This window comes from Lacibacter sp. H407, from assembly GCF_037892605.1.
Taxonomy (GTDB): domain Bacteria; phylum Bacteroidota; class Bacteroidia; order Chitinophagales; family Chitinophagaceae; genus Lacibacter.
In genome coordinates this window covers 60,230-73,713 of record NZ_JBBKTU010000002.1, presented here as the reverse complement: position 1 = coordinate 73,713, position 13,484 = coordinate 60,230, and the positions used below count along the sequence as shown (strand labels likewise).

Annotated in this window: 14 protein-coding genes; 9 read left to right on the top strand and 5 right to left on the bottom strand. The window is 41.5% G+C overall.

The window, feature by feature from the left end; all coding sequences use genetic code 11:
- Window positions 1-192: 192 nt before the first annotated feature.
- Genes WG989_RS19660 through WG989_RS19650 form a run of 3 tightly spaced genes read left to right on the top strand, consistent with a single transcriptional unit; the run spans window position 193 to window position 1,393 of the window.
- Window positions 193-564, top strand: a complete 372-nt coding sequence (locus WG989_RS19660; protein ID WP_187256061.1) for an ArsR/SmtB family transcription factor — start codon at window positions 193-195, stop codon at window positions 562-564.
- Window positions 561-1,178 (top strand): mercuric transport protein MerTP, encoded by a 618-nt coding sequence (merTP, locus tag WG989_RS19655; RefSeq protein WP_187256062.1) that lies wholly within the window; start codon window positions 561-563, stop codon window positions 1,176-1,178. The genes WG989_RS19660 and merTP overlap by 4 nt, the downstream gene beginning before the upstream one ends.
- The gene (locus WG989_RS19650; protein ID WP_276505010.1) at window positions 1,178-1,393 is read left to right on the top strand and encodes a GDCCVxC domain-containing (seleno)protein; all 216 of its coding nucleotides are present in this window, start codon (window positions 1,178-1,180) and stop codon (window positions 1,391-1,393) included. Before merTP ends, WG989_RS19650 begins: the two co-directional genes overlap by 1 nt.
- A gap of 219 nt (window positions 1,394-1,612) precedes the next feature.
- On the opposite strand, the gene WG989_RS19645 is transcribed toward WG989_RS19650, so the two are convergent.
- Together WG989_RS19645 and WG989_RS19640 are read right to left on the bottom strand one after the other, a co-directional pair.
- Window positions 1,613-2,278, bottom strand: a complete 666-nt coding sequence (locus tag WG989_RS19645; protein ID WP_340431788.1) for a protein-L-isoaspartate(D-aspartate) O-methyltransferase — start codon at window positions 2,276-2,278, stop codon at window positions 1,613-1,615.
- Between the two features lie 175 nt (window positions 2,279-2,453).
- Window positions 2,454-4,181, bottom strand: a complete 1,728-nt coding sequence (locus tag WG989_RS19640; protein ID WP_340431786.1) for a phospho-sugar mutase — start codon at window positions 4,179-4,181, stop codon at window positions 2,454-2,456.
- A gap of 68 nt (window positions 4,182-4,249) precedes the next feature.
- On the opposite strand from WG989_RS19640, the gene WG989_RS19635 reads away from it, so the two are divergent.
- Entirely contained in the window at window positions 4,250-5,218 is a 969-nt protein-coding gene (locus WG989_RS19635; protein ID WP_340431784.1) for a DUF2279 domain-containing protein, read from the top strand.
- Between the two features lie 4 nt (window positions 5,219-5,222).
- On the top strand, window positions 5,223-5,540 hold the full coding sequence (locus WG989_RS19630; RefSeq protein ID WP_340431783.1) for a hypothetical protein: 318 nt from the start codon (window positions 5,223-5,225) through the stop codon (window positions 5,538-5,540).
- 2 nt (window positions 5,541-5,542) lie between these two features.
- Here the strand turns inward: WG989_RS19630 and WG989_RS19625 are convergent, their stop codons facing one another.
- Window positions 5,543-6,127 carry a DUF6702 family protein gene (locus tag WG989_RS19625; protein ID WP_340431971.1) on the bottom strand — a complete coding sequence of 195 codons (585 nt, stop codon included), beginning with the start codon at window positions 6,125-6,127 and terminating at the stop codon, window positions 5,543-5,545.
- A gap of 70 nt (window positions 6,128-6,197) precedes the next feature.
- On the opposite strand from WG989_RS19625, the gene WG989_RS19620 reads away from it, so the two are divergent.
- The 4 genes from WG989_RS19620 to WG989_RS19605 all read left to right on the top strand — a co-directional run bounded on the left by WG989_RS19620 (window position 6,198) and on the right by WG989_RS19605 (window position 10,557).
- The gene (locus tag WG989_RS19620; RefSeq protein ID WP_340431782.1) at window positions 6,198-6,776 is read left to right on the top strand and encodes a HupE/UreJ family protein; all 579 of its coding nucleotides are present in this window, start codon (window positions 6,198-6,200) and stop codon (window positions 6,774-6,776) included.
- Between the two features lie 11 nt (window positions 6,777-6,787).
- Window positions 6,788-9,109 carry a M1 family metallopeptidase gene (locus WG989_RS19615; protein WP_340431781.1) on the top strand — a complete coding sequence of 774 codons (2,322 nt, stop codon included), beginning with the start codon at window positions 6,788-6,790 and terminating at the stop codon, window positions 9,107-9,109.
- Between the two features lie 164 nt (window positions 9,110-9,273).
- Window positions 9,274-10,113, top strand: a complete 840-nt coding sequence (locus WG989_RS19610; protein WP_340431780.1) for an alpha/beta hydrolase — start codon at window positions 9,274-9,276, stop codon at window positions 10,111-10,113.
- Window positions 10,114-10,125: 12 nt separating this feature from the next.
- Window positions 10,126-10,557 (top strand): hypothetical protein, encoded by a 432-nt coding sequence (locus WG989_RS19605; RefSeq protein ID WP_340431779.1) that lies wholly within the window; start codon window positions 10,126-10,128, stop codon window positions 10,555-10,557.
- Window positions 10,558-10,681: 124 nt separating this feature from the next.
- Here WG989_RS19605 and WG989_RS19600 read toward each other — a convergent pair whose 3' ends face one another.
- Both WG989_RS19600 and WG989_RS19595 read right to left on the bottom strand, forming a co-directional pair.
- The gene (locus WG989_RS19600; protein WP_340431778.1) at window positions 10,682-12,091 is read right to left on the bottom strand and encodes a TolC family protein; all 1,410 of its coding nucleotides are present in this window, start codon (window positions 12,089-12,091) and stop codon (window positions 10,682-10,684) included.
- A 27-nt stretch (window positions 12,092-12,118) separates the two neighbouring features.
- Window positions 12,119-13,480 carry an HlyD family secretion protein gene (locus WG989_RS19595; protein ID WP_340431777.1) on the bottom strand — a complete coding sequence of 454 codons (1,362 nt, stop codon included), beginning with the start codon at window positions 13,478-13,480 and terminating at the stop codon, window positions 12,119-12,121.
- Between the last annotated feature and the right edge of the window lie 4 nt (window positions 13,481-13,484).

The window sequence follows — 13,484 nt, the reverse complement described above, 5'->3', positions numbered from 1 at the left end:
AATTTGGTTTTGTGGCGAGTGGCGCATAATTTAGTGTTAGCTGCAACCCTGTAGGACACTTCCCGTTAACTCAATCGGACATTTTTTGCGACACTTCAAAACCATCTTGTAACGTTGCTGATGTCTTTGTATTTAAGTATTTGCTTAAATAAGTAATCTTTGCTACATTTGACCCGACAAACAAATTTGACAATGGCAAACGACACTTGCATAAGGTTACAGGCAGACATAGAACAAATTAAAAGCTGCCGAGAAAAATTAAAGTCTAACTCAAAATCATTTTTGCAGTTGGGACAGGTTCTTGCTTTAGCAGGCAACGAAGTGCGACTGAAAATACTGTTTCTGCTTGAAGAGGAAAATGAACTTTGCCCTTGCGACCTTAGCGATATTTTGGGAATGAGTATTCCTGCCATTTCTCAACATCTTCGCAAACTAAAAGACGGTAACATCATTGAAGCCAGAAAAGCAGGGCAAACTATTTTCTATTCTTTACGCAGCGAACATCTAAAAACTTTAAGACCGTTTTTTAAATTTATTAATCAACAAAATTTGGCGACAGTATGACAACGACAACAAAAAATAGTAAAGGTTGGGTTGCAGGTCTGTTGACAGCAGTTGCGGCTTCCCTTTGTTGCATAACACCAGTTTTGGCTTTCTTAGGTGGTGCAAGTGGACTTGCTTCCTCGTTTTCGTGGATTGAACCGTATCGTCCATATTTAATCGGTTTGACAATTGCAGTTTTTGCATTTGCCTGGTATCAAAAACTCAAACCGCAAAAACAAATTGACTGCGACTGTGAGGCAGACAATAAAAAATCATTTTGGCAATCAAAAGCATTTTTAGCTATCGTTACAGTAGTTGCAGGATTGTTAATTGCATTTCCTTATTACGCAAAAATATTTTATCCAAAGCCTCAGGAAGCAAAAGTTATTATTGTTGATAAAAGCAATATACAGACTGCAGAATTTAAAATAAAAGGTATGACCTGCGAAGGCTGTACAGAACATATAAACAGCGAACTTTCAAAAACATCGGGAGTGATTGAGTTCAATACTTCTTATGAAAAAGGCAGCAGCCTTGTTAAGTTTGACAACAGTAAAACTTCCGTTGACAGCCTTGTATCCGTCATTAATAAAACTGGCTATAAAGTAACTTCTCAATCAGTAATCAACAACTAATGGAAAAAACTATCATACTTCAATCTGTTATTACTTGCCCTGTTTGTGGACACAGACAAGAAGAAACAATGCCAACAGATGCTTGCCAATATTTTTATGAGTGTTCAAATTGCAAGACACGACTTAAACCAAAAGAAGGTGACTGTTGTGTTTATTGTAGTTACGGGACAGTAAAATGTCCACCAATGCAATTGGGAACATCCTGCTGTTCGTAGTGACGAAGGGTATGCAGCTAACAGCGAGGTTTGCTGCTATGCTGGCTGACGAATATAAACTCATCTTCATATCGCTATCAGCCCATATCCAGCCGACGGAATTCTATCAGCTTTTGTTGTTATCTTCATCATCAGTTTTTCAATCGGCTACGGCTCCGGGCTGGACATTATAAAATACCAGCACAGCAGCAAGCTGTCAACGTTGGGCATTCAAAAAACTCAATTCCCATTCTGTTTCCCGCCCAGCATCGGTACAAATGAAAACGAATCAAACAGTTCTTCTGTATATGTACCGTCTTCGTGTTTGGTCAAACGTTTCATGCGTTGCGTATCGCCTTCATCAACCGGTATCACCATCTTAGCACCCGGTTTCATTTGTGCAATCAACTTTGGCGGAACAAATGGTGCAGCAGCTGTAATAATTACTTTGTCGAAAGGAGCATAAGTAGGTAAGCCTTCAAACCCATCGCCAAAAAAGAATTTGATGTTGAGATATTTTTTCAGAAAGGGAAAAGCGGTTTTATTAAAGTCGAATAATTTTTTCTGCCGTTCGATGGTGAATACCTGTGCATTCATTTCGGCCAATACACATGCCTGGTATGCACTGCCCGTTCCGATCTCTAATACTTTCTCGTAGGGTTTTATTTCAAGCAACTGCGTTTGATAAGCAACGGTGTACGGTTGTGAAATGGTTTGTCCTTCACCAATGGGAAAGGCACGGTCTTCGTATGCAATTTCATCAAAGGCCGTATCTAAAAAATAATGGCGGGGAAGATTGTTGATGGCTTCGAGCACACGTTCATCGGTAATGCCTTTGCTGCGCAGCAGATCCACTAATTTTTTACGTAATCCTTTATGGCGGTAACTATCTTCAAAACGTCTCATAAGCGGGTGCAAAATAAGAAAGCTGCACCAATTGATGCAGCTTAATCTTTTATTGTCTTTTCCAGATAAAGAGAAATCTGTTGACGTATGTACTTTGTCCGGCAGATCCCTCGTGCCTCGGGATGACAGATGAAGATGAACTTCGTCCATCGAACATCTAACATCGTACCTTTCTTTACTTCAACTGCATATCCTTTATAATACCGTCGATGCGTTCGTTAAGTTGCTGATGCACGGCATCAAAATTTTCTGCTTTATCGAGTGTTGTGTTTACACTGAAATAAAATTTGATCTTTGGTTCAGTGCCGCTTGGTCGTGCAGAAATTTTACTTCCATCCGCCAACAAAAATTGCAACACATTACTCTTTGGTAAGTTGATGGTCCACTCCTCTCCTGTTTGCACATTCTTTCCTTTCTGCAATTGATAATCGAGCAACTGCACCACTGCCGAACCATTGATGGATGTTGGTGTGTTGGTACGATAGCCTTCCATCATGGCAGCAATTTCCGCTTGTCCGTTCATTCCTTTTTTCGTGATCGAGATCAGATGCTCTTTGTAAAAACCATGTTGTACATACAGATCGATCATCTTCTGATACAGACTGCGGCCTTTGTTCTTTTCGTAAGCTGCCATTTCGCACAACAATGCAACCGCACTGATAGCATCTTTATCACGCAGCTGGCTGCCGATCATCAAACCATAACTTTCTTCACCACCAATAATATAATTTTCGGTTGCTTCTTTTTCTTTGATGAGTTCAGCGATCCATTTAAAACCTGTAAGCACATTGTAACAATTGATATCACTTGCTTTTGCAATGGCATCGATCATTTCTGTTGTTACAATGGTTTTCACCACCATATCGTTTGGTTGATTGATACCTTTTGCTTTGCGTGCCTCGATCATATAGTTGAAAGCAAGTACAGCCGTTTGGTTTCCGTTCATCAACACCCAATTGCCTTTATGATCTTTAATGGCAATACCCACACGGTCGCTGTCGGGATCGGTTCCCAATAAAATATCCGCATCCATTTCCTTGGCTTTCTGCAAACCGATATTCATGGCTTCTGCTTCTTCCGGATTGGGATATACAACGGTGGGAAAATTTCCATTGGGTTCTTTCTGTTCGTCCACAATGGTAACGTTGGTAAATCCAAAACGCTCCAGTATCTGCGGCACCAATGTAATACCTGTACCATGGATGGATGTGTACACAATTTTAAGATCGTGTTGTGCCTTGCACACTTCGGGATAAACGCTGAGGCTTTGCACCATGTTGAGGTACACTTCGTCCATTTCTTTTCCAATGATGGTGATGTTTTGTTCACCACCGCTCCATTTCACATCATCCACATCGGTGATCTTATCTACTTCAACAATTACATTTTTATCATGTGGCGGCACCAACTGCCCTCCATCATTCCAATAGGCTTTGTAGCCGTTGTATTCTTTGGGATTGTGCGATGCAGTACAAACCACCCCACCCTGACAACCCAAATGACGGATCGCAAAACTGATCTCGGGTGTTGGGCGCAATGCTTCAAACAAATACACTTTAATGCCATTCGCTGCCAAAACACCCGAAACAATTTCAGCAAACTTCCGGCTGTTATTTCTGCAATCGTGCCCGATCACACAACTTACATTGCCTTCGCCGAAACTTTTATTGAGATAGTTGGCATAGCCTTGTGTAGCCATCCCTACTGTGTATGTATTCATACGGTTGGTACCAATGCCCATAATGCCACGTAAGCCACCCGTACCAAATTCAAGATTGCGGTAGAAAGAATCGGCCAGTTCATCAGGATTGTTTTGCTGCAGTGTTTTGATGTTATCTTTTACCGATTGCTCATAATTTCCGGTGAGCCACTTTTCTACATTGGCCTGAATCGTTGCTTGCATACAGTTATTTTTTAGGAAATCAAATGTATGATTCTCCTGCTTTTGTTTCAACAGCAATTTCAGAAAGAATGGATATTTTCTGCAGCTTCCGTATTTTGCAGCAGCCTATGGCGTGTAAGCATTATATCAGCAAGATTATTTTATTGATTTTGATTGCATCGATCTCTGCAAAGCAGGCCGGTGCGCAGCAATATTTTCTGCCGGCCAGTGATCAGTTTCGTCCCGACCGTTTGAAGAAAGTTGTATGGACCGAATCGGCTGTGTTTGTGCTCACCTCTGTTGGTTTGTATTTTCTCTGGTATAAAAAATTTCCAAAGAGTAAGTTTCATTTGTTGAACGATAACAAGGAATGGTTGCAGATGGATAAGCTGGGCCATGCCACCACTGCTTACAATGTATCGGTAATGCAGCACGACCTATTGCGATGGAGTGGTGTAAAACCCAATCAGGCAATTCTTGGTGGTGCATTAACCTCCCTCGCCTTTTTAAGTATTGTGGAAGTAATGGATGGCTTTAGCCGTGACTGGGGTTTTTCCGGTGGCGATATGTTGGCCAATATTTCCGGAGCGGGTTTGTTTGCGGCACAGCAATTTGGTTGGAAGCAACAGCGAATCGGTTTAAAATTCTCGGCAAGTTTTTCGCCGTATGCACAACACAATCCAAAATTATTAGGGAAGAAATGGGCCGAACGTTTGATGAAAGATTATAACGGACAAACCTATTGGCTATCGGTGAACCTTCGTTCATTCATGAAAACAGAAAGCAATTTTCCGGTTTGGCTGAATGTAGCGGCCGGTATTGGTGGAGATGGTATGATTGGTGCAATAAAAAATCCTTCAGAGATCAACGGTAAAGAAATACCTTCATTCAAACGTACCCGTCAATTTTACTTCGCACCCGATGCAGATCTGCATCGGATACGAAGTGTACAGGCCTTGAACGCACCGTTGTTTCTGCTGCAATATTTTAAAACACCTGCACCCGCCATTGAATGGAAAACTGATGGCAAACTAACATTAAAACCCATCCAATTCTGATTGTATGCTAGTACTTGTGTTTTATGGTTCGATCGCTGTTTTTTTGTTGCTGTATGTGCTGCGTGCATTACTAATGGCGGGATACGACAATCAAAATATAAAACACAACCAACGAACCGGCAGCTCTATTGTAAGAGGCTGGATCAGAAAGATGTTGCGTTTAACGCCCATTCTGCAGTTAAAACTTAATCCACGAAGTATTGATCATAAAGTGCATGTCCGTTTTCAACGAATCGCATCGTTTTACTATTATGGATTATGGGCCTGTCTTTTTGTAATTCTGTTGCTCGCAGCAAAAATCTATCTTGGTCTTTTTAGTTGATGTTACCAGCTTAATGTTACCTGCTTTGTGGGATAGTTGAGGCGATGGCTCTTTCGCTCATTTGCATTTTTGAAATGAACGATATTGATCTGCTCTTCTTTATAGCTGTAGAGTATATCGTTAAACACAGTTGCCGATTTAAACTGAGCTGTATTTTTTGTTACAAGGTAGATCCACACCGCTTCGCCTTCCTGTTCAAACCCGATCATTTGCATCGGCACCACTTTTCCATCGAGTTGTAATTTCAAGTGCTCCTGCACATAGTTGTTCAGCAATTGCTCATTTTCTTTTTTAGCAGATGCGTTGAGTATGTCTACTTTTCGTTTCAGTGATTGCTTCAACGCCCCTTCCAGATCATCCGTAAAAATTTTGCAGGAAACCTGCACTTCTTTTTCTGCAGGATTATAAACAAATTCTGTTACGCTCATGTAATATGGGTGGAAGCTAAAAGCTGTAAGGCATAGGGTAAAAGCTGCCAGGAAAGAAAGTCGACGGACGACAGTCAACGGACCACTAACCACTAGCCACTTACTACTTACTACTACCGGCTTGCCTTCCCCCAGCCGCTTATGTAATTTTCCCGCCATTTTCATATTAAATTTCAAGGTTACAAACTTCTGGTTTATTTTCCATGCTTCAATTACCGCTGCCACAATAATGGGAGATTTTGGGTTTTATTTAAGGGAGGGTTTTTATCACATTACAGACTGGAAGGGGTACGATCATATCCTTTTTGTATTAGCACTGTGCCTGCCCTATCCCGCAAAAAACTGGCGGCAGGTATTGATCCTTATCACCGCATTTACCATTGGCCATAGTATTACCTTAGCCTTGAGTGTGTTTAACCGTATTCTCATCTCCAGTTCATGGATCGAGTTCCTGATTCCGGTTACCATCCTCATTACTGCCTTGGAAAATGTAAGGCGCAACAATACCGATCAAACGCAGAACCGCTGGCGTTATGGTTCGGCTTTGCTCTTTGGTTTGATTCATGGTATGGGGTTCAGCAACTATTTAAAAAGTATGTTGGGGAAAGATGAAAGCATCATCACTCAATTGCTGGCGTTTAATGTGGGATTAGAGTTAGGTCAACTGTTAATTGTAGTAGCTGTGTTTCTAATTACGTTTGTGTTTGTGCAATTGCTCAACTTCAAACGCAGCAACTGGACCTTGTTTGTAAGCGGTGGTATTTTTGGTATTTCGTTGATCATGGCGCTGGAGCGTCTTCCGTTTTAAAAATTTGAACTATGCATATTCGTTTTTTACTTGGTTGTTTGTTACTCACGGTGGTGAGTGTGGCACAACCGCCTCAGAGCAATCCCGGCAGTAATCATGGCAACCGCTTTGAACAGTTGGGATACCTGTTACAAAGTCCCAATGAATACCGTACGGCCAGTGGTGCCCCCGGTCCAAAGTACTGGCAACAAAAAGCTGATTACGACATCAGCGTTGAATTAGATGAAGCCAATCTTCGTTTAACCGGCACCGAAACCATTACGTATTTCAACAACTCTCCTGATCAATTGACGTATTTGTGGATGCAACTGGATGAAAACATTCACAATCCTGATCATGATTACTTACGCAACGGCCGCAACCGTATGGAAGCAACCATGAGCAATACACAATTGGTGAATCTTGAAAAATGGCGTACTGCGCAGGAATCGGGTCTTGGTATAAAAATTACAAAGCTCACTGATGCTGCAGGCAATTCACTGAAGTACACCATCAATCAAACGATGATGCGTATTGATCTGCCCGTTGCATTAAAGCCCGGACAGAAATTTATTTTTAAGATCGATTGGAATTATAATATTCCTGATCGTGGTGTATGGGGAAGCCGTGGCGGTTACGAATTATTTCCTGAAGATGGAAATGCCGTGTTTACCATGAGCCAGTTCTATCCACGCCTGGCAGTTTACAGCGATTTTCAAGGATGGCAGAACACACAGTTCAGCGGTGGTGCAGAGTTTGCATTAACGTTTGGCAACTTCAAAGTGAAAATGACCGTGCCTGGTGATTTTGTGGTAGCTGCAACTGGTGAATGCCAAAACTATAAACAACTTTTAACGGCTGCACAGTTTCAACGTTGGCAGCAGGCACAAACAGCGAAAGATGTGGTAGAAGTTGTGACGTTAGGTGAAGCCACTGCCAATGAAAAAGATAAATCGACCGATAAAAAAACCTGGATCTACTCTGCTGAAAATGTACGTGATTTTGCATGGGGTGCCAGCCGCAAATTTATCTGGGATGCGATGCCTACTTATGTGGAAGGCAAGAAGATCATGAGCATGAGTTACTATCCGAAAGAAGCGTATAGCCTGTACCGTAAGTATTCAACCAAAGTAACAGCGCATACGTTGAAAGTATATTCAAAGCACACCATTCCTTATCCTTATCCCGTTGCCATTTCGGTGGAAGCATCGCAGGGTATGGAATATCCAATGATCGCTTTCAACTATGGCCGTACAGAAAAAGATGGTACATACAGCGAAGCAACCAAGTACGGAATGATCGGTGTGGTGATCCATGAAGTAGGTCATAACTTCTTCCCGATGATCGTTAACAGCGATGAACGCCAGTACTGGTGGATGGATGAAGGGTTGAATACATTCACACAATTTTTAACGGAAGGTGAGTTTGACAATAACTATCCTTCACGTCGTGGCCCTGCACATTTGATCACTGATTACATGAAGTTATCAGGCGATCAGCTCGAGCCGATCATGACCATGGGTGATAACGTAACACAGGTGGGTGCCAATGCGTATGCTAAAGCAGCAACCGGTTTAAACATCCTGCGTGAAACAGTAATGGGTCGTGAATTGTTTGATTTCTCTTTCCGTGAATATGCACGTCGTTGGGCATTTAAACATCCAACACCTGCTGATCTGTTCCGTACAATGGAAGATGCAAGCGGTGTTGATCTTGATTGGTTCTGGAGAGGCTGGTATTATGGAACTGAAGCGGTTGATATTTCACTCGACAGTGTACGTTGGTTCAAGATGAATGATGCATCGAATGCGGCAGCGTTTCAGCAAAAAGAATTTGATGCGGTGCATAAGCAACGTAACAAAGATGATAAGAGCATCACGTATGCAACAGATGCCGATACCAGTTTGCGTGATTACTATTATTTCAACCCCGGTGCTGATGCAAAGTTTGTACAGGAGCGTCGTGAAGCAGCGATCACTGTAGATGCGGAGAACAAAAGCAAATGGGCGAATAAGAATTTTTATGAGTTAAGTTTCACCAACAAAGGCGGCATGGTAATGCCAGTAATTGTTGAGTGGACGTTCAAAGATGGCAGTAAAGAAGTGGATCGTGTACCGGTGAGTGTTTGGAAACTCAATGAAAATAAATTTACCAAGGTGTTCATCAAGGACAAAGAAGTAGCAGCTATCCGCATTGACCCCATGCGTGAAACAGCTGACATTGATGAAAGCAATAACTTATGGCCGGTGAAAGAAATGCCATCGAAGTTTACGTTGTTCCGCCAGGGTGGTGGTCCAGCACGTGGTGCAAGTACAGGTGGCAATTCAATGCAACGGGCGGAGAAAAAGAATTAATTTGATATAGACTCTGAGAGAAGGCGACAGTTGTACAACTGTCGCCTTTTTTTGTCATCCCGAGATACGAGGGATCTGTTCATCATTTGTACTATTGCCAGGCAGATCCCTCGTACCTCGGGATGACAGCTTTTTTGAACAGCAGAAATATTTATCTTCAAGCCATGAAACAACTTGCCTCTCTCCTCCTTTTCTTATTCATCTCAGTTCATCTCTTAGCAGCCAAAGTTGATACCGTTACCGTGTTCAGCAACAGCATGCAGAAAGAAATTAAATGTGTGGTGATCACACCAAAGAACTATAAGAAAAGTAAAGAACGCTTTCCGGTAGTTTATCTCCTGCACGGTTACAGTGGCAATTATGCAGGTTGGATAAAAGAGGCGAAACAACTTACACAACGGGCAGATGAATTGCAGCTTATGATTGTATGTGCCGATGGTGGTTTTTACAGTTGGTACTATGATAGTCCTGTTGATCCGAAGATGAAGTATGAAACCTTTGTGAGCAAAGAACTGGTGAGTTATATCGATACACGTTATAAAACTATTGCTGATAAAAAAGGAAGAGCCATTACCGGGTTGAGCATGGGCGGACATGGTGCACTTTATCTTGCTGTTCGTAACAAAGAAGTATATTCCCAGGCTGGTTCAATGGCTGGCGGTGTTGATATCCGTCCTTTCCCCAACAACTGGCAGATCAAACAAGTGTTGGGCGATATTACTACACACAAAGAAAACTGGGATACGTACACAGTGATCAACCAAATAGAAACCTTGAAGAATGGTGAACTACACCTCATCATTGATTGTGGTTTGGGTGATTTCTTTTTAGAAGTGAATCGCAACCTGCATCAAAAATTGATGACGTTGAAAATAGATCATGATTATACTGAACGACCCGGTGCACACAATGGTGCGTATTGGGGCAGTGCGGTGGATTATCACTTGTTGTTTTTTAAGAAGGGGTTTGAAAAAAATAAAATTGCTGTACTAAAAAAATTATAAATTCCAAGCAATATGAAAAAACTATTCACGATCGCAGGATTAATGCTGCTTACATTTTACGCAAATGCTCAATCAGATTATTTAATAGGTGTTTCAGAAACTAAATCTTTCTCTGAAAAAATTACAAAACTTTTTTTTGAGCAAAAAATATCAGAAGCAACGAAGGAACTTAAAAAATTCTGGCCAATATCCGAAAATGAAGTCGCTTCATTTGAAGAAAAAACTATAAAATATCTCAACCTAATAAGTGACAGATTTGGCAATCCTATTGACTTCGTTAAAATAAAGAATGAAGTTATCTTAGACTTCGCAATAAGAGAAACATTCTTAATTCGATATGACAATACAGCAATTCGAGTCCTTTTTACATACTACAAAAATAAAAAAGGGTGGATTGTTAATGCTTTTAAATGGGATGACTCATTTACTGAAGAGTTTAAATAACCTCGTTTGACGCAAGCGTCCCGCTTGTGCCTGTTGAAAACGAACTTCAAATCGTTATTTATAGGCGTAAGCACAAGCGAGACGCTTGCGCTATCCTAAGCTTTTCGAATGCGCTCAGGACATTTTACTGCAATCCACCTGCCGCCCAGTTCAACGCTGCAAATGCCTGGTAGAACTTTACTTTCAGTTCAAGTAATTTCTGTTGAGCCTCCAGCACTTTTGTTTCACGTGCATTGAGTAAGAAAAGCGTTGTTTCGCCTAATGAAAATTTCAGTTGCTCCGCTTCAAACAGGCGCACATAATTACGATAGGCGTTTTCGTAAATGCTGATCTGTTTTTGCAGGTTCAGTACTTCGTTGTAATGAAAACGTACTTTGTTCTCCAGGTTCAGTTCGGTAAAGCTGCGGTCAAGTTCCGTTGTTTTGATCTTGATTCGTGCTGCACGGTAATCACCAATGCCGCTGCGGTTCGGAATCGGAATAATGGCATTCACACCAAACTTGTAATTGTTTTCAAAGAAATTAGCGTTTACTGCATTCACTACATTATAACCCCGTTGTAAAAAATTATACTTCAGATCAAGCTTGGGTAACAGATTCTGAAACTTCAACCGACGCTCTACTTCCAACGATTGTAATTTAAAATCGATCTGTTGCAGTTTCGGATGGTTGGTAACTGTTTGTGTGAGCCAGTTACTGAGTTGGTCAACTTTAAAATTCGTAAATGATTGTGCGGTCCATACGGTATCAGGTATTACACGTTCACTTAAATAAACCGGCTTATTCCCTTGCAACCATAAAAACGTTGACAACTCGAGTGTTGACTTTCTGAATTTCAACCACGCTTCTTCACGCTGCTGCTGAAAGTTCTGCAACTGTGCCAGCGCTTCGGTAGTATCAACTGCCGCACGGTCGCCCTGTTGAAAAGAAATACGGACCAACTCATATCTTGCTTCGTTCAAAAAGATCGTTGTATCAAGCACCATCAACACTTGATAATCTCTTGCCCAGCTCCAATAGGCTTTGTATGCATCAAACAACAGATCGTTAATAACTGTACGTCGTTCAAATTCTGATTGCTGTGTAAACAGTTTGCCCTGTTGCAATGCAGCACGGCGTTTATCCAATACCAGATCCCGTAACAATGGCAAACTGATACCGGCATAACTGGCGGGGCTGGTTGTTGCTTCAGTTGTAATTAAATCACCGAAATTATTTTCAAGCCCTCCATATACTTCTACACCAAACCAGGTAGGCACAGCCAGTTCGGCATTGTTATAATTGTAATAACTTTTTCCATCAAATGTTTTTTGATCGTTGTTCAAAAAAATAACGGGATCAAAATTTCCACGAATGGAAAGCAGTTGTGCTCTTGCAGCATCCACTAACAACCCTGCTTGTTTTGCAACAGGATGATGCTGTTTTACGATCGAAATAAATTCATCTTCTGCCAACACACGCAATGTATCCTGTGCATGCAACGCTGAACTTGCTGCTACGCACAACATCAATAAACTCAAAATTCCTTTCTTCATCATGTATGTTGATCCGTTTGTGATTCCTTACTTCGTTTGCTTCTCCTCTTTTCCATTGGCTGTTGTTTGCGGCCGATAATAATCCGGTGGAAATCCATTGATCTGCCGCCACAATTCATACCACACCGATACATCTTTCAGCAATGTAAAATTTACAGCACCTGTGCCGAGTTTCATATTGGTTGGCCACGGACGATCGTTTTTATCTTCTGCTACCAATACACGAAACATACCGTTGCTGCTGAGGTTTGATTCGATCGCTACAATTTCACCACCAAATGTTCCATACGATGCCTGTGGCCATCCACTAAAAATAATTGCCGGAAAACCATCGAACATAAAGCGTGTTTTTTGTCCAATAGTAATCAATTGCAGATCCATTGGTTTTACCCACACTTCCACTGCGAGTTGATATTGCTTTGGTACAATTTCAACGATCATATCACCTTCTTTCAGCATTTCATTGATACCGGCTTTCATAGCTTTGATCACCTGCCCGTCCTGCGGCGCCAACACAAAGTATTGTCCGTTTCTTATCCTGTAATTATCATATTGATTTTGCAGCTTCGCTACTTTCCCCTGGCCCGTTGCAATTTGCGATTGCGATTGAAAACGATCGCCGGATGCTTTTGCAATTTTCTCCGCATATTCCTGAATGGCTGCACTACGTTCTAATTGCAGAATCAATAGATCCTGTTTGCTGTTATTGAAATCGTTTTGTGCACCGATCATTTTTGCATTCACATTCTGATGCATCACTTTCCTTCGTTCAAATTCAGTTAAGGGAATAACACCTTGTTCATACATTTTTACTGCACCTTCGAGTTGTCGATCAGCTACATTCATTTCATTTGTAGCCGCACTCACTTTCATGCTGTCACTCTGCACTTTCCTTCTTGTTTGTATGAGTTTATTATCGATTGAACTCAACTTTAATTCCCGTTCGTTTTCCAGTGCTTCAATTTGCTGACCGGTTGTACTTACTTTTCCTTCATAATAATCAATGGTCATTTGTTCGGCACTCAATTGCTGTTCGGTACGCTGCAAGAGATTCGGATCGAGGTAATCATCTTTGATCTCTGCTAACTGCACAATCGTATCGCCCTTCTTAACAAAGTCGCCTTCTTTTACCCACCATTTTACAATACGTCCGGCAATAATATTGTTTACCTGCTGCGGCCGCTGCTCCTGGCGAAGTGTAGTAACAGTTCCGTTGCTACGGATGTTTTGTGTCCATGGTAAAAACAAAATCACAATCACAATTCCGATAATAAAATAGAAATATTTACGGATACGGCTGCTCTTATGCTGCCGGTAAATTTCGTTGAACGAATTCAACTGTTTACCTGCTTTTTCCTGTATATCGGGTGTAAGAATCTGATACGACATGGGC

What these genes read in the sequence shown, in the direction of transcription:
- WG989_RS19625 (WP_340431971.1), bottom strand. Translation starts at nt 6,127, where the DNA reads ATGGCGGGAAAATTACATAAGCGGCTGGGGGAAGGCAAGCCGGTAGTA.
- WG989_RS19650 (WP_276505010.1), top strand. Translation starts at nt 1,178, where the DNA reads ATGGAAAAAACTATCATACTTCAATCTGTTATTACTTGCCCTGTTTGT.
- WG989_RS19635 (WP_340431784.1), top strand. Translation starts at nt 4,250, where the DNA reads ATGGATATTTTCTGCAGCTTCCGTATTTTGCAGCAGCCTATGGCGTGT.
- WG989_RS19610 (WP_340431780.1), top strand. Translation starts at nt 9,274, where the DNA reads ATGAAACAACTTGCCTCTCTCCTCCTTTTCTTATTCATCTCAGTTCAT.
- WG989_RS19620 (WP_340431782.1), top strand. Translation starts at nt 6,198, where the DNA reads ATGGGAGATTTTGGGTTTTATTTAAGGGAGGGTTTTTATCACATTACA.
- WG989_RS19630 (WP_340431783.1), top strand. Translation starts at nt 5,223, where the DNA reads ATGCTAGTACTTGTGTTTTATGGTTCGATCGCTGTTTTTTTGTTGCTG.
- WG989_RS19645 (WP_340431788.1), bottom strand. Translation starts at nt 2,278, where the DNA reads ATGAGACGTTTTGAAGATAGTTACCGCCATAAAGGATTACGTAAAAAA.
- WG989_RS19660 (WP_187256061.1), top strand. Translation starts at nt 193, where the DNA reads ATGGCAAACGACACTTGCATAAGGTTACAGGCAGACATAGAACAAATT.
- merTP (WP_187256062.1), top strand. Translation starts at nt 561, where the DNA reads ATGACAACGACAACAAAAAATAGTAAAGGTTGGGTTGCAGGTCTGTTG.
- WG989_RS19605 (WP_340431779.1), top strand. Translation starts at nt 10,126, where the DNA reads ATGAAAAAACTATTCACGATCGCAGGATTAATGCTGCTTACATTTTAC.
- WG989_RS19600 (WP_340431778.1), bottom strand. Translation starts at nt 12,091, where the DNA reads ATGAAGAAAGGAATTTTGAGTTTATTGATGTTGTGCGTAGCAGCAAGT.
- WG989_RS19615 (WP_340431781.1), top strand. Translation starts at nt 6,788, where the DNA reads ATGCATATTCGTTTTTTACTTGGTTGTTTGTTACTCACGGTGGTGAGT.
- WG989_RS19640 (WP_340431786.1), bottom strand. Translation starts at nt 4,181, where the DNA reads ATGCAAGCAACGATTCAGGCCAATGTAGAAAAGTGGCTCACCGGAAAT.
- WG989_RS19595 (WP_340431777.1), bottom strand. Translation starts at nt 13,480, where the DNA reads ATGTCGTATCAGATTCTTACACCCGATATACAGGAAAAAGCAGGTAAA.